The sequence below is a fragment of the Gordonia sp. YY1 genome (assembly GCF_009872315.1).
Classification (GTDB): Bacteria; Actinomycetota; Actinomycetes; order Mycobacteriales; family Mycobacteriaceae; genus Gordonia; species Gordonia amicalis.
Genome location: NZ_WXYI01000003.1, coordinates 50,267 through 74,468 on the forward strand (window position 1 = coordinate 50,267; position 24,202 = coordinate 74,468).

Here is a 24,202-nt window from a genome sequence, read left to right on the forward strand (position 1 = left end):
TGGGCGTTTGCCACGCATCGAGGCGCCCACCGTCGCCGAGCACCGCCGTAAGCAGGAGCAGGCGATCCTGGACGGCGCGAAGGCCATCCTCGCGGAAACCGGCGAGGCACCGACCCTTGCCGCGGTCGGCAAGCGCGTGGGCCTCGCCCGCTCGAGCGTGTATCAGTACTACTCGTCCAGCGAGCAACTCGTGGCCGCGGTCCTGGCCGATCTCCTCCCCAGTTGGGATCGGTTCGTCCGCGATCGTGTCGGTGCCCAGACCGAACCGGGACAGCAGATCTGGGGATACATCTGTGCGAACGTCGAGCTGATCGTCGGGTCGGAACAGGCAGTGGCGAATGCGCTCGTCCGGATCGTCGATCCGAGCGTCCTGCAGGAGCCGATGCAACGGTTCCACCGGGAATTGCAGGAACCGCTCGTCGACGCCCTGATCGCGCACGGCGAACCGCGCCCGCTCGAGGTCGCGCAGCTGATCGACTCGATGATCGTCCAGGCGTGCAGGTCGTGGGGGGCCGAGCATTCCACGACCGCTACCGAGGATCCCACACGAGCCGAAGGCGCGGAGATCACCGCGATGATCCGCCGGCTGATCGGCGACTACCTGGGACTGACCGACCGCTGACTCGAGCCGCTCAGCGGAAGGCGTAGTCGCTCAACGGGAACGAGTCCATCTCCCGCAGGGTTCGCAGCGTGGAGGCCGGACGCAGGAGCGTCGCCTCGCCGTGCTGGTTGAAGTAGTAGCTGCGCGAGCCCACGCAGTTGCCGTTGTAGAAGACCGAGGACTGCAGACGGTCGATCACCTCGTCGAGGAAGGCGTCGTTGGCGGGCTCGGTGACCTCGAAGGTGTCCTGCCCGCGGCGTCGGAGTTCACCGAAGAGCCGGGTGATGTGCTTCATCTGCCCCTCGATCGTGGTGAAGTACGACAAGCCGCTGTACGAGTACGGACTGTTGAGCGAGATGAAGTTGGGGAACTTCGGCACGGTGACACCCTCGTAGGCCTGGAATCTGCCCTCTCGCCAGAACTTTCCGAGGTTGCGCCCCTCACGACCGACGATGTCGAAGGCCGGGAAGTTCACGTCCCACAGGTTGAATCCCGTTGCCAGTACTAGGGTGTCGATCTCGGTCTTCGTGCCGTCGCCGGCCAGGATCCCGTCGGCCTCGAGGCGGGCGATGCCGTTGGTCTGCAGGATCACGTTCGGCTTGGTGAAGCTGGCGAAGTACGTGTTGGAGAAGGTCGGCCGCTTGCAGCCGAAGTCGTAGTCGGGTGTCAGCTTCCGACGCAATTCCGGGTCGGAGACCTGGGACCGCAGGTGCGCCTTGGCCAGCCGGGCCGCCAGCTTGTTGCCGGGCTTGAGCTGCTTGAAATGCAGGACGCCGGAGACCATCAGCAGCTCCAGCAGCGAGGTGTTGACCAGGCGAGCCACTTTCTGCGTCAACGGGATTCGCCGGAACACCTGCTGCACCGCGGACGGGATCGCGAAGTCGATCTTGGGCACCACCCAGATCGGCGTCCGCTGGAAGACGGTGAGCGCATCGGCACGCTCGGCCACCTCCGGGATCAGCTGGACTGCCGTCGCACCGGTTCCGATGACCGCGACCTTCTTGCCGGTGAAATCGAAGCCGTCCTCCCACGCCGCGGTGTGCAGGATCGTCCCCTGGAAGTTCTTGATCCCCGGGAAGTCCGGGACGTGGGGCTGGGAGAGGAAGCCGGTCGCGGTGACGAGATAGCGGGCGGTGCGCTCCGTTCCGTCACCGGTCCGCACCCGCCACCGCCGCGCGTCGTCGTCCCACTCGGCGGAGTCGACGGTCGTCCCGAACTCCATGTGCCGTTTGAGGTCGTACTTGTCCGCGACATGGTGCGCGTAGCGCTTGAGCTCGGGACCGGGCGCGAACAGACGCGACCAGTTCGGGTTGGGCTCGAAGGAATACGAGTAGGTGACCGAGGCGATGTCGACGGCGAGACCCGGGTAGTGATTGACATGCCAGGTCCCGCCGAGGTCGTCCTCGCGCTCGAGGATCGCGATGTCGTCGATGCCCAGGCGTTTGAAGGCGATCGCGGCACCCATTCCGCCGAAGCCGGCGCCGACGATCAGCACGTCGTGGGCAGGCGCGTCGTGTGCAGGTTGCATGAGAGACCCCAATAACTGTAACCGACAGTTACTGTAACTTAGCACACACCGCCGTCGTGTGTATCGGACCTGGTCAGGCGATCGTGGTGCCGTCCCAGAGCACATCGAAGAACTGTGTCGCCATCAGTTCCTCGCGCTTGTTCCGGTCGAGTCCGAGTTCCTTGCGATAGGCCAGGATGTGCTGCAGCGAGAGGGCCGAGTAGATCAGCGGCAGGTGGTCGCCCGGCTGGTCGTACACGCCGCCCGCTCCCTTGGCCACGGCGAGATTCCGGCGCAGATGAGAAGGGTGCTTGAGCGCATCACGCAGTACCGCGGCCTTGATCATCTTCTTGCGGCCCGCGGGGACGACGACGAGGTCACCCGGATCGAACAAGGCGGCGTCGAACTCCTCGGCGCTCGCGACCGTGCACCCCGCTGTCGGTCGGGGATTGCACTCGACCATGTGGTGGACGCCGTCGTCGGTGACGAGGTAGTCGAAGCTGATCTGCCCGTGCCAGTTCAGTTCTCGCGCGATGGTCCGGGCCGCGGCGAGCGATTCCGGCGAGTCGACGGATTGGAAGACGATGCCGCCGCGGTCGTCGATCGCGAGGGGGTGCTCGTAGCAGGAGTGCAGCACGATCTCGCCGTGATGGGCGACGCTCCAGCTGCACCGGTCGGCGCCCGTGAGGTACTCCTGGACGAGCCAGGGATCGGCGGGGGTCGGGCTGACGTCGTCGATCGACGATTCCCCCGCCAGCGGCCCGGTGTTGGTGAGGACGTCGAGCCCGCCGCGACCGAAGGCCGCCCGGGCGAACCAGTGCGGCCACTTCTCGGTGGCCTCGCGCAGCTCGTCGCGGCTCGTCGTGGTCACCGATTCCGCGGCCGGGAGTCCGAGTTCGCGGCAGAGGGCGGTGAACCCGACCTTGTCGTGGACGCGGGCGAGGGTCTCGAAATCGGGGAAGAACAACTCGACGTCGGGGTGTGCGGCGGAGATGCGGTCGCGGTGTCTGGCGAGGTAGAAGACCTCCTCGAACATCGGGAGCAGCCAGGTGATGCCGTGCTCGCCGATCGCATCGATCACCGCGTCGACGAAGGCGGTGGTCTGCTGGGTGGGTGCGGGGAACACGAGATGGCGTCGCGCGCCGCGGGAGTGACTTCCCGGCGCCGCTCGGAAGGTGTCCGCGGCGGTGACGTCCCGCCCGGTCTCCCCGAGCTTGTGGATCTCGTCGACGGCGAACGGCATCCGGGATGTGGTCACGAGGATGTGCGGTTCAGAGGCCTGCATGGCAGGGACGATAGGCGACGCGACGGCACCCGGCCCGTGATGACGGACAGATGACGAGGATCTGTTACCGGTGAGCGCCCCGATCCGGTCCGGCGGTAGTTTGGCAGTCTCATGACTGATCGATCCGGCACCCCGTCATCCCGTTCCGGCCGAGGTGCATCGGCATCGGCCGCGCCTCGTTCGACCACCCCCTCCTTCGTGGCGGCGGTCTACGCCTTCGCCGTCGTCATGCTCGGGACGACGCTGCCGACACCGCTCTATTCGCTCTACGGGGAGAAGCTCGGCTTCGGTGTCGCCACGACGACGGTCGTCTTCGGGGTGTACGCGGTCGGTGTCATCGCCGCATTGATCGGTTTCGGCCGCTGGTCCGATGTGATCGGGCGGCGCAAGCTGCTCATCGCCGGCGCCCTGCTGTCAGTGGCCAGCGCCGTGGTCTTCCTCACCGCCGGACCGGTCTGGCAGCTGCTGGTGGGCAGGGTGCTGTCCGGGTTGTCGGCGGGGATCTACGCCGGCGCCGCGACGACCGCGGTCATCGAACTGGCACCGCCGTCGTGGCGGGGCCGGGGGCCCGCCGTCGCGACCGCGGCCAACATCGGCGGACTCGGGATGGGACCGCTCATCGCCGGCCTGATCGCCGAGTATGCGCCCAATCCCCTGCACACCCCGTTCTTCCTCGACCTCGCCCTCTTGGCTCTCGCCTTCGCCGGCATCTGGCGACTGCAGGAGACGGTCGACGTCAAACCCGGTGCCCGTCTCGGTGTTCAGCGCCTCTCCGTACCGGCCGACATGCGCGGTGTGTTCGTCCGTGCGTCGATCGCCGCCTTCGCGGGCTTCGCGGTGATGGGTACGTTCACCGGAATCATGCCGTCGTTCGTCACCCAGATCCTCGGCGTCGACGACCGCGCGTTCACCGGTTTCCTCGTCTTCGTGCTGTTCGCCTCCTCGGCGGTCACGCAGATCGTGGTGCGGCGCATGCCCACCGAGCCCGCGCTGATCGCCGGTTGCGCGGTCCTGATCGGCGGCACCTGCCTGTCGATCGTCGGCCTGGTCGCTGCGTCGACCGCGGCCCTGCTCGCCGGCGCGGTGGTGTGCGGTGTGGGACAGGGCATGTCTTTCAGCAAAGGACTCGCGTCGGTGGTCGCGGCCAGCCCGGCCGACCGACGCGCCGAGGTCACCTCGACCTATTTCGTGGTCGCCTACGTCGCGATCTCCCTGCCCATCGTCGGGCAGGGTGTGGCCGCACAGCAGTGGGGACTGCGGCCGGCCGGCATCGCCTTCAACATCGGCGTCGCGGTGCTCGCGCTGGTGGCACTGGTCTTGACTATCGCTGTGGTCAGGCGCCCGGGACCCCGTACTCGTTGAGCACGTCCACCAGCTGCCGGAAGCGCGCGCTGCTCACGAGATCCTCCACTAGCACCACCTCACCGTCGGCGTTGGCGAGCGGGATGCACCAGTTCGGGTACTGCTCGGCACTCGTTCCGGGTTGGTTCTGAATCCGCCTCTCCCCCACCGCGTCCACGAGTGCGACGCTCAACAGCACCGACGGCGTGTGCGCGATGACGGCGTAGAGGGCGTCGACGACCTCCGGGTCCGCCAGCGGGGTGTCCCGCGACAGCAGACCGCGTTCGTAGGCGAGTTCGAGGACGGCGTCGCGTTCGCGCTCGTTGCGTTCCCGTTCGGCGTCTTCCCCGGTCTCGAGCAGTCCCAGCCGTGCCCGCAGCGCGATGTGGTCACCGGCCAGGTAACCCGACGTCGGCGGGAGGTCGTGGGTCGTCACGGACGTCAAGCACAGTTCGCGGTAGCGTTCCGGCGCGATCGCCGCCTTGCGGTCCTGCTCGAACCACAGGATCGACGTGCCCAGGATTCCGCGCTCGCGCAACGTGTCCTGCACCGTCGGCTCGAAGACCCCGAGGTCCTCGCCTACGACCACTGCATCGGCCCGCTGGGCCTCGAGGGCAAGGATGCCGATCAGTGCCTCGCTGTCGTAGTGCACGTAGGTGCCGCCGGCCGGTCCCATGCCGTCGGGAATCCACCACAGCCGGAACAGTCCGAGGATGTGGTCGACGCGGACACCACCGGCATGACGCAGCACGGTGCGGATCATGTCGCGGTAGGGCCCGTAGCCGGCCTCCGCCAGACGACGCGGATGCCAGGGCGGCTGATCCCAGCCCTGCCCCTGCTGGTTGAACCCGTCCGGCGGTGCGCCGACCGTCGCACCGGAGGCGAGCACATGGCCGAGCGCCCAGGCGTCGGCGCTGTGCCGGCCGACGCCCACGGCGAGGTCGGCCATCACGCCGATCGACATGCCCGCGGACTCCGCGGCATGTGCCGCGGTGGCGAGCTGCTCGTCGCAGATCCATTGCAGCCAGATGTGGAAGTCGATGCGCCGCGCCAGTTTCCGGCGCTTCTTCTTGAGGTAGGTCGGATCGAGGAACTTGTCCTGCCAGCGCGGGTCGTCGGCGTCGTAGCGCTCGGCCAGTGCGCACCAGGTCGCAAATCGTTTGAGGCCCTTGCCCTCACGCTTCCGGAACTCGCGCAGGGCGGTCTTGCGGGCGGGGCTCAGCGGCACGCCGTAGATCAGTTCGAGCGCTTCCAGCTTGGCCCGGTAGGACTTGTTGCGCCGGATCTTGTCGGTGGCGGTGTTCTCGCCCATGAACCCGCGGGTGAGTTTGTCCAGCCACTTGCGCTGGGATTTCGACAACCCGTCGAGCTCGGGGATGTCGGTGACCCGGATGTAGATCGGGTTGAGGAAGCGTCGGGTGACCGGCAGGTACGGCGAGGCCTCGATCGGAGGGTACGGTTGCGCCGCGTGCAACGGGTTGACCTGCACGAAATCTGCGCCGTATGCACTGCCCGCGACCTCGCAGATGCCGGTCAGGTCGGCGAAGTCGCCGACGCCCCAGGAGTCCGCCGAACGGATCGAGTACAGCTGTACTGCCAGGCCCCACCGCTGCCGCCCCAGCAACCGGTCCGCGGTGTGCAACCGGCGCGGGGTGACGATCAACGGTGCGCTCGACGCCGTCGAGTCGTCGAGGTCGAGTGCCTTCATCTGGTGGTATCCGGGTTCGAGGTCGTCGGGGATCGCGAAGGTCGCCCGTCCGACGAGCGCGCCGTCGATCTCCCGCGGGTCGACCCACACGTCGAGCTGTTCCGGCGCGACGTCGCGGCCGTCCTCGGTGGCGATCCACACCTTCACCAGGTTGCCGTGCGGGACATGGACCCAGAAGGTGTTGCCGCCGCCCTCGGTCACGACCGTGACCGCCGGGACGAACTCGCGCCACGGCCGCTCGTCGACCGCGCGGATCGATTCCTCGATCTCCTCGGGTGAGTCCGCGGGCACGTCGAGCGCGGTGAGGACGGCGACCAGCGTCTCCGCGCTCACGTCGTGGGTCTCCTCGTCCCAACCCACATAGCTGGTGGCCACACCGTGACGATGCGCCAGTTCGGTCAACCTCTCGGGGATCACGTCAGCCACCCCGCCATCGTCTCAGGATTCGACGCCCCGTGCTCCCCGAGGCGCCCGGACCTCGCCGACGACGTCACGAAGGGCGGGCGTGGTCGGTGTCAGGAAAGATGACGCCCGGGTTCAGCAACCCCTGCGGGTCGAAGGCCGCCTTGACGGCACGCATGGTGTCGAGGTCGACGTCGGACCGGCCCAGGTGTGTCCAGGCGGTCTTGGCGCGGCCGATGCCGTGTTCGGCGCTGATGGACCCGCCGTTGGCGGCGACGATGCCGAAGACCCGGTCGGTGACGGTCCCGGCGCGTTCCTCCGGGACGTCGAGCAGGTTCACGTGGATGTTCCCGTCCCCCACGTGGCCGAAAAGGATCGGGCGACAGGGGAAACCGCTTGCCGCACCGACCGCGGACAGCTCGGCGAACGCTTCCGGCAACGCGCGGATGGGTACGGAGATGTCGAGTTTCACGACCGGCGTCGTACTCGACCGCGCGATCGTCTCGGTGTGACTCTCGCGCGCCCCCCAGAGTGCTCGCGCGGGCGCCGGTTCGAGGACGGCGTCGACGAGTCCGCCTGTGCTGTCGAGCAATTCGGCCATCGTCGTCTCGATGTCGCCGACGCCGGACACCTCGAGCAGGACGTAGAACGGCCCGGGGGTCGCGGTCGGCCGGCGCTGTCCGTGTTCGTGGACGAGTTCGATGCCGGCCTCGGTCATGAGTTCGGCGGCCTCGACGGTGAGCCCGCGCGACGATGCGGCGCCGATCAGTTCGATCGCGTCCTCGACGTGTTCGACCGCGGCCACCGCGACGGTCGCCGTCGACGGCGGCACGACGAGTTTGAACAGCACGCGGGTGACGATCGCCAGGGTGCCCTCACTCCCGGCAAGGAGTGCCGGGAGGTCGTATCCCACATTGTCTTTCACCAGCGAGGTCCACCGGCGCAGGATCCGGCCGTGGGCGAGGACGGCCTCGATCCCGAGGACCTGGGAACGCGTGTTGCCACGTCGGATCATGCGGATCCCGCCGGCATTCGTCGAGACCACCCCGCCCGCAGTGGCCGAGTCGCGGGAGGCCAGGTCGACGGGGAAGGCCAGGCCCGCCTCCGCGGCCCGACCGTCGATGGCCTCGACGGTGGCACCGGCCTGGGCACCCACGCAGCGCCCGACCGGGTCGACCTCGTCGATGTCGGTCATGCGGGCCGTCGACAACACGATCACCGGCTGTCCGGTCTCGTCGCCTGCCGGCGGCACCGAACCACCCACGAGCCCGGTGTTGCCGCCCTGCACGCAGATCCGGGCGCCGACGGACGCGCATTCGCCGACGACCCGGGAGACCTCCTCGGTGGTGCGCGGCCGCACGACCGCATCCGCCTCGCCCCGGTACCGACCGGTCCAATCGACGAGAAAACCGTCGATCGCGTCGGGATCGGTGAGCACATTGCCCTCGCCGACCGCCGCCCGCAGCTGCGTCAGCAGAGCGTCCGCACGCGCGGACACGGCTTCAGACCTGTGCGACCGCGTCGGCAACCGGCGTGGGTCCGTCGTTGAACTCGATGACCTTGTGCACCGTCTCCGGTCGCGCGAGAACCGCTGCGGCGACCGCGGCCACGTTGTCGCGACTGACCGCGTCGCCCCCGCCACGCGTCCCACCGATGGCGATCTTGCCGGTCCCCGGCTCGTCGGTGAGCTTGCTGGGTCCGAGGATCGTCCAGTCGAGGTCACTCGACTTGAGGTAGGTGTCCGCGGCCGCCTTGGCCTCGGCATACGCGTGGAACGAATTGTCCTCGGGCACGCCGTGATCGGGACCGGCGCCGAAGTAGGAGACCATGATGTACCGCTGGATCCCGACCTTCGCCGCGGCGTCCATCGACCGGATCGCGGCGTCCCGGTCGACGGCGTAGGTCCGTTCCGGGTCGCCCCCACCGGCGCCCGCCGACCAGACCACGGCGTCGTGTTCGGAGATCGCGGTGGCGATCCCCGTCGTGTCGAGGGTCTCCACGTCGGCGACGACGGGCACCGCGCCGGTCTCGGCGACGTCCTGGGCGTGTTCCGGGTTTCGGATGATCGAGGTCACCTGATCGCCTCGGTCGGTCAAGATCTTCGCCAGGCGCAGCGCGATCTTGCCGTGTCCACCGATGATGGCCACTCGGGTCACTGGTTACTCACTTTCCGTGCTCACTGGTGCAGAAGACAGACGTGCTCTTTCCAACGTACCCACCCGCGAACGACACCACCCCGGTCCGGACGCGAGGTGCGTCGGGAACCGGGGCGGATTCGCTGTGGTGCTGCGATCAGACGCGGGTCCGCCCGCGCCCGGTCACGAGCTTGACCAGGAACAGCAGGATGCATGCGCCGATCAGACAGGTGACGAAGCTGAAGATCCATCCGGCACCTTCGACGTCGACGCCGAAGATCTTGAGGAGGAAACCTCCGAGCAGGCCGCCGATGACACCGACGACGATGTTGAGGATGATCCCCTGCTGCGCATCAGTCTTCATGATCTTGCTGGCGATCCAGCCGGCCAGACCACCGATGATGATCCACGCAATGATGCCTATTCCCAGCATGTCTGCCTCCTAGGTGGTTGTCGATCCTGCGTGCGTACGTAAATCGTCCGAAACGTCCAGATCGTGCGATTTGCTACGAGACCGAAAGTACCCAGGAATTCCGGCTCCAAACCTACGGGCATGGATCTGTGTGCACATCGAGACCGGCGCGACGGTCACGCCGAGACCTTCACCGGCGGTGACACCTTCTGACCTGCGGCGTCGGCGAGATCACGGGCAGGTCACCTCGATCTCATAGGACTTGGTCACCTTCTCGGTGGGGTTGGCGAGATCGACGCCCGACGCCTCGCCGGTGATCTTGTAGGTGGAGCCGTCCTTGTCGACCTCGGCACTGCCCTCACCCACACCCTTCTGGTAGCCGAGCGTCACGCCGTCCACCGAACCGAGCCCGACCGACTCGACCTCCGGTGAATCCCCGGACGACAACACGACGCCGATGCCCGAGGTGCCCGACCCGGAACCGATCCCGATCGTCACCTTCCCGGCGGCATCGGTGCAGCCGACGGACTTGTCCGCCAGGTCAACCTCCTGGCCGTCGACGGTCACCTTGGCCTCCGCGTCGGTACTCTTGGAGTCGTCCGAGCCGCAGGCGGTTACGGCGACGGCCAGCGCCGCCGCGCCGAGGACTGAAGCGATGTGCACCTTGTTCATCATGAGAACTCCTGGGCAGTCTGGAACGCCGCCGGCCGGCGGACTCCCGTCGAATCTAGCCCGCGAGCTGCGCATTGGCACAGAAATGCCTGAATCTCGGGACCTTCGGCACCACAGCGGGTCTCAGGCGCTCGGTTGCAGTTTCGCGTCGGCCTCGATCATCACCGCACGGGTGAGATCGCGAAACTGTTCGTAGTGCCCGTGATAACCGTATTTGGCGTGCAGGCTCGGCCACCACGTGTGATCGGCGGCCGCGCCGATCGCGTTGGCCTCGTGGAGGTATGCCGGCAGGATGTTCTGGATCGTCGGGTCACGCCGGAGCCGGTGGACGGTGTCTCGGTGCAGCGACGACGACGCCCGGTACTTGGTGATGACGACACCCAATTCGACGATGGCGCGGCCGATCTCGGCACCGAAGTCGGCGACCTGCTGCTGGATGTGCGGAATCGCATAGGTGGACAACACGTCCGGGATGGTCGGGATGAGATAGCCACCGGCCATGAACAATCCGTTGAGACTGAACGGACCGACGTTCGGCGGACAGTCGACGAGGACGTAGTCGTAGCGGGACATGATCGGGGCCAGCGCACGCCTGAGCACCTCGACCGCGGCGAGATGGTCGTCGGCGGCGACCCGGCGCGCACTCATCTCCTCCTGCAGGTCGATCAGGTCGAGCGACGACGGGAGCAGATCGATCCCGGTGAGCCCGTCGATCGACGAGACATCACGTTGGACGGTGCTCTCGAGGTCGAACCGGCCGGTGCCGTCCAGTACGTCGGCGAACAGGGTCGCGACGGTGCGCCCCTCGGCGTTGCACGCCTCCCAGCCCTTCTCCCCGATCATCATCGTCGTGAGGTTGGTCTGGGCGTCGAGATCGACGAGGAGCACCTTCTTGCCGAAGGCGCCCGCGAGGAAATCGGCGAGACCGGCCGTGAGCGTGGTCTTCCCGACCCCGCCCTTGAGACTGATCGTCGCGATCACCGTCGGCATGGTGTCCCCGGTCTGTTCGGTGGGCCTGCGTCGCGAGTCAGACTAACCGGGTAGGACGCGCGCCGCAGTGACTCTCGACCGGCTTCGCCGGGGAACTCTCAGCCGACCTTGCCCAAGCTCTCGACCGGCTTGTCGTGGTGGGTGAAGGTCGGCCCGCGCCCGCCGTCCTGCTCGGCGGCCAGCTTGGTGAAGGCGTCATGCATGACGGCCCAATAGGTGTCGCCGTTCGCGCGACGCTTGTCCGCCCGCTTCCAGTAGCCAGGGATGCGTCGGTCCAGATTCGCGAGGCGCGCCTGCGCGGTGATGAGTTTCGGTGCCAACCGTCCGACCCGGGTCGGCTCGGGGGTACCGGTGATGCGCTTGCCCTCGGTGTCGGGGAGCCGATCCTGCACGTCGACCCAGCCGTCGAGGAGTCGATGACGAGCCGGCGTCCAGTCCGGATTGAACGCGGGTCGCCCGGGCGGGGCCGGCCTGAGCGGGCGTCCCAGAACAGGGTCGATCGGGGCGTCCGGTGCGGGGGGCGGAGCGAGGGCATCGAGGTGATCGTCGACGACGTTCATGGTGGCTCCAGAAGTGTCCAGTCGGGGCGACATAGTTATCTTAGTTATCTAACTCACGCCTTCCGGAGCGTTGTCATATACGAATCGGCGACTCGGCGTCGGATATCCGGATTCCGCAGACGCACGCAGAATCCCCGTTTCCGGGCAGGATCGGGAGTTGCAGCTCGCGATCCTGCCGGGAAGTGGCGCCCCCGTGGGCGGGAAGACGGATCGACCCTGGTTCTGCCGACATTTCCGAAATCTGTAAGAATGACATTTGCCGAACATTCACGCCGAGACCGCGCGGAAACCACCGGCCCATTTCGTGAGACGACCGAAAACGCGCTGGTTCGCGCTCTCGATGTTTCACGCCCACCGGCAATCCACCGAACGCGGCGGCCCGACTTCCGCGAGTTGAGGACAGTCATGACCATCAGCCCCAAGACCCACCGTCTCCGAAGGTTCTCCGCCGGAATGGCATTCGCCGCGGCGGCAGCGATCGGCACCGCCCTCACACCCCCTGCGTCGGCCGCTCCGGCCGATGTCACCGTCTCACCAACGGTGTCCGGGAACACGATCACGCTCAAGGTCAGCAACAAAGCGAACAAACGCATCGGCTGCGAGATCTTCGGCGTGAAGGCGAATACCCCGCCGGCCGCGTCGGCCGTGGCTTTCGGTTACCAGACCCCCGAAGAACTCGGCGCCCTGATCTCGCCCGGTACGTCGAAGGATGTGCCGATGCGGGTCACCGCGGGCAGCCCGCCGAAGCCGACCGGGTCCACGACGATCCCGAACGGGACCTACGACATCTACTGGGGCTGTGCCACCATCACCCTGCCGCCGGGCTCGGCCCGCGAACAGTTCTGGGGCACCAACCCGCCGCTGACCGACATGACCCCGACATCGGGGGCACCGGTCCGCGTCACGGTGACCGGTGCCGGGCCGGCTGCGCCGGAACCCCGGTCCGAGACGCCCACGACACCGGCTCGCCCGACGGTCCCCGGGCTCCCCGGCGTCGAGATCCCGGAGCAGATCTGCGCCCCGTGGGCCTGCTACCCGCTGCCGAAATTCTGATCGCTCACCGACGCGGCGTCACAGCGGCGTCGGATGATCGTCCTTGGACTTAGAGCGGAACAGCATGTACCCGCCGTAGAGGGCCAGTCCGATGAGTGCGATCCAGAAGAGCCCCTCGAGGAGCGGCCCGATCACCGCGAGCGCGATGAGGACGACCGCGATGATCCCGAGGACCTTCCAGAACGTGGTACCTGAATCCGTTGATGTGCTCATGCCCCGAGTCTGCGCCGACGCCACAGGAAAAGCCACAGGTCAGAAGGTTTTCGGGGCGAAGTTCAGGGACATCCCTGAGACCCGTCCCTAGCGCTGGAACCAGGCCTCGGGATTGCCGCTCAGGGCTTTGGCGATCCGCAGGCGCGAGGTGTCGGTGAGGTCGTCGGGCAAACCGTCGGGCGCGAACCAGGCGACGTCGGAGTTCTCGTCGTCGGCCGCATGCGGTTCGCCATCGACGTACCGCGCGAGAAAGCAGACGTCGAGGTACCGCGTCTGATCCCCGTTCGGGTAGGTGATCAGCGGGGTGACGTCGATGCTGGTCAGACGGACGATCTCGGCGGTGACGGCGGTCTCCTCGGCGACCTCGCGCAGCGCCGCACGTGCAGGCTCCTCACCGGGTTCGAGTACCCCGGACACGACCGCCCACTGTCCGTTGTCGACTCGCCGGGTGAGTAGCAGACGGCCGTCGGCGTCGCGGACGACCACGCTGACACCCGACAGCCAGAGCTCGCGATGACCGACCTGGGCACGCAGGTCACGGATGAAGTCAGGGATGGGCATCCCCACATCCTGCCTGCCCGGGCACCGGGGCGCGTCGCGGCGGCGCGCACAATGTGATTCATGAGGATCTCCCGACGAGCCGAAGGGATCGCCCCGTTCTACGCGATGGAATTCGCGCGGAACGCGGCCGAGCTGGAGGCGCAGGGCCACCACGTGGTGAAGCTCAACATCGGCGAACCCGACTTCGGACCGCCGCCCGCGGTTCTCGCGGCAGCCCGTGAGGTCAGTGACGGCCGGCCGCTCGCGTACACCGGTGCACTCGGCCTCCCGGAGCTGCGGGCCGCGATCGCGGACTTCTACGGGCACCATTTCGGCGCGCATGTCGACCCTCGACAGGTCGCGGTCACCTCCGGCGCCTCGGCCGCCCTGCTCATGGCGTGCGCCGCCCTCATCGATCCCGGCGACGGGGTGCTCATCGGGGATCCCTCGTACCCGTGCAACCGCCAGTTCGCTCACGCCTTCGGTGCTCGGGTCGACCTGATCGAGACCACCGCGGAATCGCGCTTCCAGTTGACGACCGACGACGTCGAGCGGTCCTGGACCGACACCACCCGCGGTGTCATCGTCGCCACCCCGTCGAATCCCACCGGTACCTCGATGCCCTACGACGAGCTGGTCGCGATGACCGATCTCGTCGCCGCGCGCGGCGGCTGGTCCATCGTCGACGAGATCTACCTCGGTCTCTCCGACCCCGGTCCGGACGGGCGCGCGCCGCGAAGCATCCTCGCGACCGACACCCCGGGCACGGCCGAGACAGTCGTGATCAACAGCTTCTCCAAGTACTTCGGCATGACCGGCTGGCGCCTGGGCTGGTGCATCGTGCCCGACGAGCTGGTCGGGGTCATCGAACGCCTCGCGCAGAACTTCTACGTCTGTCCGCCCACCCCGTCCCAGTACGCCGCGCTGGCCTGCTTCACCCCGGAGTCCCTGGCGGTCGCCGAGGACAACCGGCGCGAGTTCGCACGTCGCCGGCACCTCGTCATCGACGGGCTCGCGCGCATCGGGCTCGACGTACCGGTCGTCCCCGACGGGGCGTTCTACGTCTACATCGACGTGAGTTCGACCGGACTGAGCTCGGCGGAGTTCTGCGATCGGGCCCTCCGCGACGCGCGCGTCGCCCTCACCCCGGGCAAGGACTTCGGGTTCGCCGGCGCCGATCGCTTCGTCCGGCTGTCCTACGCGGCGTCGACGGAGGACCTGACTCTCGCGATCGATCGGCTCGGCGCGTTCGTGGGGGCCGGAAACCCCGCGTGACCCGCGACCGACGTCGAACCGCGTACCGCGAGGCGGCCGGGCCCCGGACCGCTGAAGCCGACCTGCGATGACCACCGCTACGCCCGCCTGACTCCCGGGCCTCGACCCGCCAACTCCTCACCCGCACAGCGGGTTTCGGGCACTTCCTCGTCGACGACACCTACCGCCGGCCCGGAGCCGATCTACGCCTTCGCGTTCGACGACGTCGCCCTTCCCACCGGCCCGGCCGACTCCCAGAAATCTGGGGGCACATCGGTTCCAGAGGTTCCGCCGCGACATTCCCGGCGTTCGAGGGATGGCGGGAACAAAAGGTGCTCAGCGACTCTGAGTGCCATGAACACATCGGGACCCGCGGTGCGGAACACCGCACCCGACCCCGCTCCACCATCCGCTCCGATCACCGAACCGCGAAGGAACCCCACCGTGTCCATCACCTCCGAACCGATCGACTTCACCGACCTCGACGCCCTCGTCACCGCCGTCGCAGGTCCCGTCCTGACTCCGACCGACGACGGTTACACCGCCGAACTGACCGGGTTCAACCTGGTCGCCATCCCGGCCGCCCAGGTCGTCGTCGGCGCGACCGGCGCCGAAGACGTCGCCGCCGCAGTGCGATACGCGCGGGCCAACGGACTGCGGGTCGGCGCCCGGGCCACCGGACACGGGGCCCCGATCGAGGGGCGCGGCACGGTCGTCGTCACCACCTCGCGGATGACCGACATCGTCGTCGACCCGGCCACCAGGACCGCCCGCGTCGGTGCCGGCGTCCGCTGGCGTGACCTCGCCGCGGCCACCGCTCCTCACGGACTGACCGGGCTGGCCGGCTCGTCGTCGTCGGTCGGCGTGGTCGGCTACCACCTAGGCGGCGGCCTCAGTCCGCTCGGACGCCGATTCGGTTGGGCCGCAGATCATGTCCGGTCGATCGAACTGGTGACCGCGGACGGGATCGTCCGAACGGTCGACCCCTCGGCCGGTTCTGATCTGTACTGGGCGATCCTCGGCGGACGCGATGGCTTCGGCATCGTCACCGCCATCGAGTTCGACCTCTTCGAGCTCCCCACCGTCTACGGCGGCGGCATCTTCTTCGCCGGCTCGGCGGCGGCCGACGTTCTCCACGCCTGGCGTGAATGGGCGCCGACGCTGCCGGAGGAGGCCGGCACCTCGGTCGCGATCCTGCGCCTCCCGCCGGACCCCAACCTGCCGGCCCCGTTGCAGGGGCAGCTCGCGGTGCATGTCCGCTACACCCACACCGGCGACCCGGCCACCGCGGCAGCGCTTCTCGCCCCCATGCGCTCGGCGGGCCCCATCCTGCTCGAGAACATCGACGTGCTGCCGACCGCTGCTCTCGACGCCGTGCACATGGACCCGCCCGGCCCGATGCCCTCCGCCGAGGGCGGCAGCGTCCTGCGCGAGTTCCCGGCGTCGGCCGTCGACGCCCTTCTCGAGGTCGCCGGGCCGCACGTCGCAAGCCCCCTGGCCATCGTCGAGGTCCGCCTGATGGGCGGTGCGCTGACGCAGCCGCAGCGCGTACCCAACGCGATCGCCGGTCGCCACGGCGCCTTCAACGTGATCGCGATCGGAGTGCCCGCCGGTCCCCTCGGCGACCAGGTCGGCGCACATCTGACCGCGGTCACCCGGGCCGTCGCGCCGTGGTCGGCCGGTGCACTGCTGAACTTCTGCGGACTCGACGCCGCCGAACGTGAGCAGCTCTGGACACCCGACCAGCGGGTGCGCCTCGAGACGATCCGCCGCCGTCACGACCCGACCGGGGTCCTCCGGGTGGATGATCCCAGCTTTGTGGGATAGACATCGATGCAGCTCAGGAACATCATTGCCAGATGACATCGAGCCTGACCGCCGAGCGCGTGCGCCGCGACATCGAAGTCGTGGCGCACGCCGGTCTCGGCCTCGACGACTTCTTCGCGGAAACCGTGGATTCGTTACGTCGTGCGGTACCCATCGATGCCGCCTGCATCGGCACCTTCGATCCCAACACCATCATGCTGACATCGGCGCGCAAATACGGGGACCTGCTCGGGCAGGATCACAAAGACCCGGATTGGGGTCTCCTCGAGTACGGCCAGGTCGAACCGTCCAGTTACCGAGAACTGGTGGCGCAGAAGCGCGATGCCGTCGGTCTCAATCTCCTGACCCGGGGTCGGACCCAGCAGTCCGAACACATGACGCAGCTCATGATCCCGGAGTACTGCTTCCACGACGAGGCGCGCGTCGTGCTGCGCGACGGGGACCGGGTGTGGGCCGGGATCGCGATGTTCCGCAGCGGGGCGGGCTGCCGCCCGTTCACCGAGGACGAGATCGACTTCCTCGGTTCGCTGTCCCAGACCCTCGCCCACGGGGTACGGATCGGCCTGCTCAGCAGGGTCGTCGCCGAACAGCGGCCCTCGATCAACTGCGGGCCCGCCGTCCTGATCATCGATCGCAACAACGAGATCGTGCAGATGAGCGCCGGCAGCCAGGAGCGCATCGACGACCTCGCGGCGGGCCCGAACAGTGCCGCCGCGGCGAACCCCATCTACGGCCTGATCGGTGCAGCACGACGCTACGGCGCCGGCGAGACTCAGGTACCGCCGCGCCTGCGGGTCCGCGGCCGGTCGGGTATGTGGCTCGTCATCAACGCATCTCCGTTGTCCTCGGTGGACGGACGGCCCGGCGAGGTCGTCGTCACGATCGAGGAGGCGCGCCCGCCGGAGATCATCCCCCTGGTCGTCGAGGCCTTCGGGCTCACCGCACGCGAGCGTGACGTGACCCAGATGGTGTTGCAGAACGTCGCCACCAAAGACATCGCCGCTGCCCTGCATGTGTCGGCATACACGGTGCAGGATCACCTGAAGTCGAACTTCGACAAGGCCGGGGTCCGGAGCCGCCGCGAACTGATCGCCCGGGTGTACTTCGACCAGTACGCGCAGCGTCTCAACGATCCCCTCACACCGTCCGGCTCCTACGCGTCGGGCGAGTAACCGGCCTCACCTGCACATTCCCCGGAGGGTCCGCATCGCGGGCCCTCCGTTCGTCGTCCGCAGACCGGCGATTCGGTCAGTCGTCTCACAGTGAGACGTTTGTTACCTGCATCACACGGTTGTATCGAAGTCGCTCCAGTCCATGCGGGCCGGCACACCCGCCGGCTCCCTCTAAGAGGAGGCGCACTTTGAGCAGGCAGAGCTTGACGAAAGCCCATGCGAAGATCACCGAGTTGTCCTGGGAGCCCACCTTCGCGACCCCGGCCACTCGATTCGGAACCGACTACACCTTCGAGAAGGCCCCCAAGAAGGACCCGCTGAAGCAGATCATGCGGTCGTACTTCCCGATGGAGGAGGAGAAGGACAACCGCGTGTACGGCGCCATGGACGGCGCCATCCGCGGCAACATGTTCCGCCAGGTCCAGGAACGGTGGCTGGAGTGGCAGAAGCTGTTCCTGTCGATCATCCCGTTCCCCGAGATCTCGGCGGCCCGCGCGATGCCGATGGCCATCGACGCGGTGCCCAACCCGGAGATCCACAACGGGCTGGCCGTGCAGATGATCGACGAGGTCCGTCATTCGACGATTCAGATGAACCTCAAGAAGCTGTACATGAACAACTACATCGACCCGGCCGGCTTCGACATCACCGAGAAGGCGTTCGCCAACAACTACGCCGGCACCATCGGCCGACAGTTCGGCGAGGGGTTCATCACCGGCGACGCCATCACGGCGGCCAACATCTACCTGACCGTCGTCGCCGAAACGGCCTTCACCAACACGCTGTTCGTCGCGATGCCCGACGAAGCCGCCGCCAACGGCGACTACCTGCTCCCCACCGTCTTCCACTCGGTGCAGTCCGACGAGTCGCGGCACATCTCGAACGGCTACTCGATTCTGCTGATGGCGCTCGCCGACGAGCGCAATCGTCCTCTGCTGGAACGTGATCTGCGGTACGCGTGGTGGAACAACCACTGCGTCGTCGACGCCGCGATCGGCACCTTCATCGAGTACGGCACCAAGGACCGGCGCAAGGACCGGGAAAGCTACGCGGAGATGTGGCGCCGGTGGATCTACGACGACTATTACCGCAGTTACCTTCTGCCGCTGGAGAAGTACGGGCTCACCATCCCGCACGATCTGGTCGAGGAAGCCTGGAACCGGATCACCAACAAGCACTACGTCCACGAGGTGGCACGCTTCTTCGCCACCGGCTGGCCGGTCAACTACTGGCGCATCGACGCCATGACCGACAAGGACTTCGAGTGGTTCGAGGAGAAGTACCCCGGTTGGTACAACAAGTTCGGCAAGTGGTGGGAGAACTACAACCGCCTCGCCTACCCGGGCCGCAACAAGCCGATCGCCTTCGAGGACGTCGATTACGAGTACCCGCACCGCTGCTGGACCTGTATGGTGCCGTGCCTCGTCCGTGAGGACATGGTCGTGGACAAGGTCGACGATCAGTGGCGCACCTACTGCTCGGAGACCTGTCACTGGACCGACGCGGTCGCCTTCCGCGACCACTACGACGGCCGGGACACCCCGAACATGGGAAGGCTCACCGGGTTCCGCGAATGGGAGACCCTGCATCACGGCAAGGACCTCGCCGACATCATCGAGGATCTGGGTTACGTCCGCGACGACGGCAAGACCCTCATCCCGCAGCCGCATCTGAATCTGGACCCGAAGAAGATGTGGACGCTCGACGACGTCCGCGGCAACGTCTTCAACAGTCCCAACGTGCTGCTCAACGAGATGTCCGACGCCGAGCGGGACGCGCACATCGCGGCTTATCGCGCCAATCCCAACGGGGCCGTGCCGGCCTGACGGCACGCAGGCGGGCGCCCCTTCGAGTTTGCTCTCAAGCTCGCTGCTCAGGGAGCAGGGGACGCTCGCGAGCTCGCTCCTCAGGGAGCGGTGACGACCGCAAGCCGTCGCCTCCCCCAGCTCCCTGAGGAGCGCAGCATCCCCTCATCCAGACACAGGAGTTCCAGTGGCCGACACACATCACATCAACTTCGCCCCGGTCGACATCGAGATGGAGGTGACCGAGGACGAATCGATCCTCGATGCCGCGTTCCGGCAGGGCATCCACCTGATGCACGGGTGCCGCGAGGGCCGCTGTTCGGCCTGCAAGTCGTACATGCTCGACGGAGACGTCCAGATGGACAACTACTCCACCTTCGCCTGCAACGAGGCGGAGGAGGCCGAGGGCTATGTGCTGCTGTGCCGGTCCTACGCCTACAGCGACTGCGAGATCGAGCTTCTCAACTTCGACGAGGACGAACTCCTCGGCGGCGCACCGATCCAGGACGTGCGCACCCGGGTCGCCGCCATCGAACCGGTGACGGCCGACATCGTGTCGCTCCGTCTCGACGTCGTCGAACCGGAAACCTTCGAGTTCAAACCCGGTCAGTACGTGGATCTCTCGGTACCCGGTACCGAGGAGAAGCGTTCGTTCTCGATCGCGACCACCCAGGCCACTCCGGACAAGCTGGAGTTCTTGATCAAGAAGTACCCGGGTGGCCTCTTCGCCGGTCTCCTCTCCGACGGGCTCTCCCCCGGCGACGAGATCATGATCAACGGGCCGTACGGGTCGTGCACCCTGCGCAACGGCCATGTGCTGCCGATCATCTGCATCGGCGGCGGGGCCGGTATGGCCCCGCTGCTCTCGCTGCTGCGCCATGTCAGCGAGACCGGTCTGAACAGGCCGGTGCGCTTCTACTACGGCGCCCGGACCGCGGCGGATCTGTTCTACCTCGACGAGATCGCCTCACTCGGCGAGAAGATCGCCGACTTCAGATTCGTCGCCTGCCTGTCGGAGTCGGCCGACGGCGCCCCGGACGGCGTCGAGGTCGCCGAGGGAAACGTCACCGACATCGTCAACTCTCGCGAATCCGACCTCGCCCGAACGGAGGTGTATTTCTGCGGCCCCCCACCCATGGTCGATGCGGCTCTCGCTCTCGCCGACCAACATTCGGTCCCCCGGGACCAGACCTTCTACGACAAGTTCACCAGCCCGGCTTTCGACTAGCAGTCGCCGAACGAGGAGGAACGACAGGTATGTCCGCACCCACCGCGCCGAAATCACCACAGCGCGAACGCAGTTTCCCGAGCATCGAATTCACCGACGCCGAGGCCGGCGCCAAGGAATTCCCGAGCAGCAAGAGCCGCAAGTACAACTACTATCAGCCGGCCAAGAAGCGGGCGACGATCTACGAGGACGTCACCGTCGACGTGCAGCCCGACCCGGAGCGCCACCTGACCCAGGGCTGGATCTACGGCTTCGGCAGCGGTCCCGGCGGCTATCCGCAGGAGTGGACGGCCGCGAAGTCGAGCAACTGGCACGCCTTCCTCGATCCCAACGAGGAGTGGGAACAGACCATCTTCCGCAACAACTCGGCGGTGGTCCACCAGGTCGATCTGTGTCTGCAGAATGCCAAGCGGGCCCGCGTGTACGACGGCTGGAATCCTTCTTGGCTCAAGTTCATCGAGCGTAACCTCGGTGCCTGGATGCACGCCGAGAGCGGCATGGGCCTGCACGTGTTCACCTCGATCCAGCGGTCGGCTCCGACCAACATGATCAACAACGCCGTCGCGGTCAGTGCGGCGCACAAGCTGCGTTTCGCCCAGGACCTCGCGTTGTTCAACCTCGATCTCGCCGAGGCCGAGGAGGCCTTCGACGGGTCGGCGCACAAGGAGGTCTGGCAGTCGGCGCCGGAATGGCAGCCGACCCGGGAGGCCGTGGAGCGGCTGACCGCGATCGGCGACTGGGCGAAGCTGTTGTTCTGCACCAACATCGTCTTCGAGCAGCTCGTCGGCTCGCTGTTCCGGACCGAGCTGATCATGCAGGTCGCGGCGCGCAACGGCGATTACATCACCCCGACGATCGTCGGCACCGGTGAGTACGACTACGACCGCGACCTGAACTACACCCGGGCCCTGTTCCTGATGCTCTCCCGCGACGAACAGTACGGCGCGCAGAACCGGGCACTGTTCGGCGAGTGGTTGTCGGAATGGGTGCCGCGCTGCCTCGACGCTGCGCGTGGGCTGCAACCGATCTGGTCGCAGCCGGCGGACAAGTCGGTCACCTTCGCCACGAGCCTCGAGGCCGCGACCGAGAAGTTCCGTGACGTCCTCAAAGCCATCGAAGTCGACATCCCCGAGGAGCTGAACCAATGAGCAGTATGCAATTCGGCGCACAGACCGAGTTCTCCAACATGTGCGGCGTCACCCTGATGAACACGCCCATCGGCCGCGTCGTCGCCGACGTCATGGGCGCCAAGGAGGGTGTCGAACTCACCGAGTACCCGTCGATGATCCGCGTCGACGGCGTCAACCGGCTCGAGTTCGACTACGACGAGCTCACCGACGCCCTGGGTCAGGAGTTCGACGGATCGATCTTCGAGGAGATCAGCTCCACCCACTACGGGCGAATGGTGCACCTCGACGACCGGACCTTCCTGTTCGCGAGCCCCGAGGACGCCGCCGAGTTCATCGGGTTCGATCTCACCGCGTCCAGCTGAGCGCAGGCCCCACCCCCCCCCCGATCTGCGTCGTGGCCGCCGGCGAGGACACCCGGCGGCCACGGCGCACCCCAGAAATCCCCGCCGGCAACAACTCTCGATCCCCGCCAACCCCATCGGATGCAGCCCGCTTCCACCGAGAACGATCAAGGAGTCATCGATGTACGAGAAGAATGGCGACAAGTACTTCATCGTCGACGCACACGTCCACCTCTGGGACGCCCGTGAATCCAATCAGCGCAACATCCACGGCAAGCAGTTCATCGATTGCTTCTACGATTACCACCGCAATCTCAGCCCCGAGGAAGAGGTCTGGGACTACGACACCTACACCTACTACGGTCCCGACCGGCTGATGCGCGACCTGTTCGAGGAGGGCCCGGCCGATCACGCCATCTTCCAGGCGACGATCCTGAAGGACTTCTACGTCAACGGTTTCGCCCAGGTCGACGACTCGCTGAAGCTGTGCGAGGACAACCCGAAGCTGCTCACCTACAACCACGCCTACGATCCCCGCCACGGCGAGGCCGGCCTCGAGCAGCTCCGCAAGGACGCCGACAACATGAACCTCAAGGGCGTGAAGCTGTACACCGCCGAATGGATCGGCGACTCACGGGGTTACAAGCTCGACGACGCCTGGTCACGCCGCTACCTCGAGGAGTGCATCAAACTCGGCATCAAGAACATCCACATCCACAAGGGACCCACCATCCGGCCCCTCGACCGGGATGCCTTCGACGTGGCCGACGTCGACAAGGTGGCCACCGACTACACGGATCTGAACTTCATCATCGAGCACGTCGGCCTGCCGCGGCTCGAGGACTTCTGCTGGATCGCCACCCAGGAGTCCAACGTGTTCGGCGGTCTCGCCGTGGCGATCCCGTTCATCCACACCCGGCCCCGGTACTTCGCGCAGATCATCGGCGAACTCCTCTACTGGATCGGTGAGGACAAGATCCTGTTCGCCAGCGACTACGCGCTGTGGACGCCGCAGTGGCTCGTGGAGCGGTTCGTCGACTTCCAGATCCCGGAGGACATGACCGAATACGCCCCGATCACCGTCGAACAGAAGAAGAAGATCCTCGGCCTCAACGCGGCAGCGCTCTACCCGCACATCGAGGTGCCGGAGGAACTCAAGCTCCCGACCAGCGCCGCCGATCCGGAAGTCGAGGTGGCCGCCGGCGCGAAGGATGTGGTGACGGCATGACCACGATCGCACCTCCCCCCGGTTATGTCGCCGATGCCGCGACGGACCTCGAGCGCGACGTCCTCGCCGCGCTCGACACCGTCCTCGATCCCGAACTCGACCAGCCGATCACCGAACTGAGGTTCGTGCGGTCGATCCTGATCGACGAGGCGGGCGTGACCGTGCACCTGCGTCTCCCGACGTCCTTCTGCTCGCCCAACTTCGCCTACCTGATGGGGTCCGATGCACTCGACGCGCTCGAGGACGTCGACGGCATCGGACAGGTCCGGGTGCTGCTGGACGATCATCACGACAGCGACAAGATCAACGCCGGACTCGACGCCCGTGCCGGATACAAGGGCACCTTCGGCGTCGAGGCCCTCGACAGCCTCGACGAGCTGCGCCTGACCTTCCAGCGCAAGGCGCACACCGCCGCGATGGAACGATGCGTGGCCGCCGAGATCGCTGCCGGTCGGGTCACCGTGGCCGAGGTGGATCGGCTGGCGCTGCGGGATGTACCGCGCGGTCGCCACAAGGCGGCGCTCCTCCGACGCCGGATGGAGCTGGGCCTCAGCATCTGCCCCAACAGCCTCGTCGTCGTCGACGAGGCGGGGCACGCGCTGCCGGCCGACCAGATCCCGATGCGGTTGAGATTCGCACGGTCCGTTCGCATCTCGATGGAGGGCAACAGCCACTTCTGTCGCGGTCTGCTCGCCACCCGCTACGCCGACGACGACGAATGCGACGGGGCCAGCGGCCCCGTCATCACCAACCTCCGCGAAAGCCTTCGCGCACACCCTCGAAGCGAACAGGAGTAAA

General features: G+C 67.0%; 23 protein-coding genes. 12 read left to right on the forward strand and 11 right to left on the reverse strand.

Features of this window, described 5'->3' with window-relative positions; genetic code table 11:
• The first annotated feature begins 7 nt into the window (after positions 1 to 7).
• Positions 8 to 622: a TetR family transcriptional regulator gene (locus BPODLACK_RS05615; RefSeq protein ID WP_006360107.1), complete on the forward strand. Its 615-nt coding sequence runs from the start codon at positions 8 to 10 to the stop codon at positions 620 to 622.
• A gap of 10 nt (positions 623 to 632) precedes the next feature.
• Here BPODLACK_RS05615 and BPODLACK_RS05620 read toward each other — a convergent pair whose 3' ends face one another.
• Both BPODLACK_RS05620 and BPODLACK_RS05625 read right to left on the reverse strand, forming a co-directional pair.
• The gene (locus BPODLACK_RS05620) at positions 633 to 2,129 is read right to left on the reverse strand and encodes a flavin-containing monooxygenase (RefSeq protein WP_119032970.1); all 1,497 of its coding nucleotides are present in this window, start codon (positions 2,127 to 2,129) and stop codon (positions 633 to 635) included.
• Between the two features lie 73 nt (positions 2,130 to 2,202).
• Entirely contained in the window at positions 2,203 to 3,393 is a 1,191-nt protein-coding gene (locus BPODLACK_RS05625; protein WP_035755104.1) for a hypothetical protein, read from the reverse strand.
• 111 nt (positions 3,394 to 3,504) lie between these two features.
• On the opposite strand from BPODLACK_RS05625, the gene BPODLACK_RS05630 reads away from it, so the two are divergent.
• On the forward strand, positions 3,505 to 4,755 hold the full coding sequence (locus BPODLACK_RS05630; RefSeq protein ID WP_236577611.1) for an MFS transporter: 1,251 nt from the start codon (positions 3,505 to 3,507) through the stop codon (positions 4,753 to 4,755).
• Here BPODLACK_RS05630 and malQ read toward each other — a convergent pair.
• The 7 genes from malQ to BPODLACK_RS05665 form a co-directional block, all read right to left on the reverse strand.
• The gene (gene malQ, locus BPODLACK_RS05635; RefSeq protein ID WP_442903258.1) at positions 4,727 to 6,868 is read right to left on the reverse strand and encodes a 4-alpha-glucanotransferase; all 2,142 of its coding nucleotides are present in this window, start codon (positions 6,866 to 6,868) and stop codon (positions 4,727 to 4,729) included. The genes BPODLACK_RS05630 and malQ overlap by 29 nt on opposite strands.
• A 64-nt stretch (positions 6,869 to 6,932) precedes the next feature.
• Positions 6,933 to 8,342 carry an FAD-binding oxidoreductase gene (locus BPODLACK_RS05640; RefSeq protein WP_159404879.1) on the reverse strand — a complete coding sequence of 470 codons (1,410 nt, stop codon included), beginning with the start codon at positions 8,340 to 8,342 and terminating at the stop codon, positions 6,933 to 6,935.
• A gap of 4 nt (positions 8,343 to 8,346) precedes the next feature.
• Positions 8,347 to 9,000: an SDR family oxidoreductase gene (locus tag BPODLACK_RS05645; RefSeq protein ID WP_005195241.1), complete on the reverse strand. Its 654-nt coding sequence runs from the start codon at positions 8,998 to 9,000 to the stop codon at positions 8,347 to 8,349.
• 136 nt (positions 9,001 to 9,136) lie between these two features.
• On the reverse strand, positions 9,137 to 9,412 hold the full coding sequence (locus BPODLACK_RS05650; protein WP_005195242.1) for a GlsB/YeaQ/YmgE family stress response membrane protein: 276 nt from the start codon (positions 9,410 to 9,412) through the stop codon (positions 9,137 to 9,139).
• A gap of 210 nt (positions 9,413 to 9,622) precedes the next feature.
• Positions 9,623 to 10,066, reverse strand: a complete 444-nt coding sequence (locus tag BPODLACK_RS05655) for a lipoprotein LpqH (RefSeq protein ID WP_119032973.1) — start codon at positions 10,064 to 10,066, stop codon at positions 9,623 to 9,625.
• A gap of 120 nt (positions 10,067 to 10,186) precedes the next feature.
• Positions 10,187 to 11,053, reverse strand: coding sequence for a ParA family protein (locus BPODLACK_RS05660; protein WP_005195245.1), 867 nt, complete (start codon positions 11,051 to 11,053; stop codon positions 10,187 to 10,189).
• Between the two features lie 98 nt (positions 11,054 to 11,151).
• The gene (locus BPODLACK_RS05665; RefSeq protein ID WP_159404880.1) at positions 11,152 to 11,613 is read right to left on the reverse strand and encodes a hypothetical protein; all 462 of its coding nucleotides are present in this window, start codon (positions 11,611 to 11,613) and stop codon (positions 11,152 to 11,154) included.
• Positions 11,614 to 12,018: 405 nt separating this feature from the next.
• Here BPODLACK_RS05665 and BPODLACK_RS05670 point away from each other — a divergent pair, with 405 nt between their 5' ends.
• On the forward strand, positions 12,019 to 12,666 hold the full coding sequence (locus tag BPODLACK_RS05670; protein WP_119032974.1) for a hypothetical protein: 648 nt from the start codon (positions 12,019 to 12,021) through the stop codon (positions 12,664 to 12,666).
• Positions 12,667 to 12,684: 18 nt separating this feature from the next.
• Here the strand turns inward: BPODLACK_RS05670 and BPODLACK_RS05675 are convergent, their stop codons facing one another.
• Positions 12,685 to 12,879: a hypothetical protein gene (locus BPODLACK_RS05675; RefSeq protein WP_005197455.1), complete on the reverse strand. Its 195-nt coding sequence runs from the start codon at positions 12,877 to 12,879 to the stop codon at positions 12,685 to 12,687.
• An 87-nt stretch (positions 12,880 to 12,966) separates the two neighbouring features.
• On the reverse strand, positions 12,967 to 13,440 hold the full coding sequence (locus BPODLACK_RS05680; protein WP_005197457.1) for an NUDIX hydrolase: 474 nt from the start codon (positions 13,438 to 13,440) through the stop codon (positions 12,967 to 12,969).
• Between the two features lie 60 nt (positions 13,441 to 13,500).
• Between BPODLACK_RS05680 and BPODLACK_RS05685 the strand changes: the two genes are divergently transcribed.
• From BPODLACK_RS05685 to BPODLACK_RS05725, 9 genes are all read left to right on the forward strand, one after another.
• Entirely contained in the window at positions 13,501 to 14,694 is a 1,194-nt protein-coding gene (locus BPODLACK_RS05685; protein WP_159404881.1) for an aminotransferase class I/II-fold pyridoxal phosphate-dependent enzyme, read from the forward strand.
• Between the two features lie 423 nt (positions 14,695 to 15,117).
• Complete coding sequence (locus BPODLACK_RS05690; protein ID WP_042377389.1) at positions 15,118 to 16,500, forward strand: FAD-binding oxidoreductase; 1,383 nt, start codon at positions 15,118 to 15,120, stop codon at positions 16,498 to 16,500.
• A 32-nt stretch (positions 16,501 to 16,532) separates the two neighbouring features.
• A complete protein-coding gene (locus BPODLACK_RS05695; RefSeq protein ID WP_159404882.1) occupies positions 16,533 to 17,672 on the forward strand; it encodes a LuxR C-terminal-related transcriptional regulator in 1,140 nt (379 codons plus the stop codon).
• 188 nt (positions 17,673 to 17,860) lie between these two features.
• Positions 17,861 to 19,498 carry an aromatic/alkene/methane monooxygenase hydroxylase/oxygenase subunit alpha gene (locus BPODLACK_RS05700; protein WP_039880278.1) on the forward strand — a complete coding sequence of 546 codons (1,638 nt, stop codon included), beginning with the start codon at positions 17,861 to 17,863 and terminating at the stop codon, positions 19,496 to 19,498.
• Positions 19,499 to 19,664: 166 nt separating this feature from the next.
• Entirely contained in the window at positions 19,665 to 20,705 is a 1,041-nt protein-coding gene (locus BPODLACK_RS05705) for a 2Fe-2S iron-sulfur cluster-binding protein (RefSeq protein WP_042377348.1), read from the forward strand.
• A 29-nt stretch (positions 20,706 to 20,734) separates the two neighbouring features.
• Positions 20,735 to 21,853 carry an aromatic/alkene monooxygenase hydroxylase subunit beta gene (locus tag BPODLACK_RS05710; RefSeq protein ID WP_042377350.1) on the forward strand — a complete coding sequence of 373 codons (1,119 nt, stop codon included), beginning with the start codon at positions 20,735 to 20,737 and terminating at the stop codon, positions 21,851 to 21,853.
• Complete coding sequence (gene mimD, locus BPODLACK_RS05715) at positions 21,850 to 22,197, forward strand: propane 2-monooxygenase effector subunit MimD (protein ID WP_006360127.1); 348 nt, start codon at positions 21,850 to 21,852, stop codon at positions 22,195 to 22,197. Before BPODLACK_RS05710 ends, mimD begins: the two co-directional genes overlap by 4 nt.
• A 160-nt stretch (positions 22,198 to 22,357) precedes the next feature.
• The gene (locus BPODLACK_RS05720; RefSeq protein WP_042377352.1) at positions 22,358 to 23,404 is read left to right on the forward strand and encodes an amidohydrolase family protein; all 1,047 of its coding nucleotides are present in this window, start codon (positions 22,358 to 22,360) and stop codon (positions 23,402 to 23,404) included.
• Positions 23,401 to 24,201 (forward strand): iron-sulfur cluster assembly protein, encoded by an 801-nt coding sequence (locus BPODLACK_RS05725; RefSeq protein WP_042377354.1) that lies wholly within the window; start codon positions 23,401 to 23,403, stop codon positions 24,199 to 24,201. The genes BPODLACK_RS05720 and BPODLACK_RS05725 overlap by 4 nt, the downstream gene beginning before the upstream one ends.
• Position 24,202 lies beyond the last annotated feature (1 nt).

Bases quoted from the DNA above. Each gene is read 5' to 3' on its own strand.
- BPODLACK_RS05675 (WP_005197455.1), bottom strand. From the start codon at position 12,879: ATGAGCACATCAACGGATTCAGGTACCACGTTCTGGAAGGTCCTCGGG.
- BPODLACK_RS05650 (WP_005195242.1), bottom strand. From the start codon at position 9,412: ATGCTGGGAATAGGCATCATTGCGTGGATCATCATCGGTGGTCTGGCC.
- BPODLACK_RS05710 (WP_042377350.1), top strand. From the start codon at position 20,735: ATGTCCGCACCCACCGCGCCGAAATCACCACAGCGCGAACGCAGTTTC.
- BPODLACK_RS05660 (WP_005195245.1), bottom strand. From the start codon at position 11,053: ATGCCGACGGTGATCGCGACGATCAGTCTCAAGGGCGGGGTCGGGAAG.
- mimD (WP_006360127.1), top strand. From the start codon at position 21,850: ATGAGCAGTATGCAATTCGGCGCACAGACCGAGTTCTCCAACATGTGC.
- BPODLACK_RS05680 (WP_005197457.1), bottom strand. From the start codon at position 13,440: ATGCCCATCCCTGACTTCATCCGTGACCTGCGTGCCCAGGTCGGTCAT.
- BPODLACK_RS05720 (WP_042377352.1), top strand. From the start codon at position 22,358: ATGTACGAGAAGAATGGCGACAAGTACTTCATCGTCGACGCACACGTC.
- BPODLACK_RS05695 (WP_159404882.1), top strand. From the start codon at position 16,533: ATGACATCGAGCCTGACCGCCGAGCGCGTGCGCCGCGACATCGAAGTC.
- BPODLACK_RS05665 (WP_159404880.1), bottom strand. From the start codon at position 11,613: ATGAACGTCGTCGACGATCACCTCGATGCCCTCGCTCCGCCCCCCGCA.
- BPODLACK_RS05685 (WP_159404881.1), top strand. From the start codon at position 13,501: ATGAGGATCTCCCGACGAGCCGAAGGGATCGCCCCGTTCTACGCGATG.
- BPODLACK_RS05620 (WP_119032970.1), bottom strand. From the start codon at position 2,129: ATGCAACCTGCACACGACGCGCCTGCCCACGACGTGCTGATCGTCGGC.
- BPODLACK_RS05725 (WP_042377354.1), top strand. From the start codon at position 23,401: ATGACCACGATCGCACCTCCCCCCGGTTATGTCGCCGATGCCGCGACG.
- BPODLACK_RS05670 (WP_119032974.1), top strand. From the start codon at position 12,019: ATGACCATCAGCCCCAAGACCCACCGTCTCCGAAGGTTCTCCGCCGGA.
- BPODLACK_RS05630 (WP_236577611.1), top strand. From the start codon at position 3,505: ATGACTGATCGATCCGGCACCCCGTCATCCCGTTCCGGCCGAGGTGCA.
- BPODLACK_RS05625 (WP_035755104.1), bottom strand. From the start codon at position 3,393: ATGCAGGCCTCTGAACCGCACATCCTCGTGACCACATCCCGGATGCCG.
- BPODLACK_RS05655 (WP_119032973.1), bottom strand. From the start codon at position 10,066: ATGATGAACAAGGTGCACATCGCTTCAGTCCTCGGCGCGGCGGCGCTG.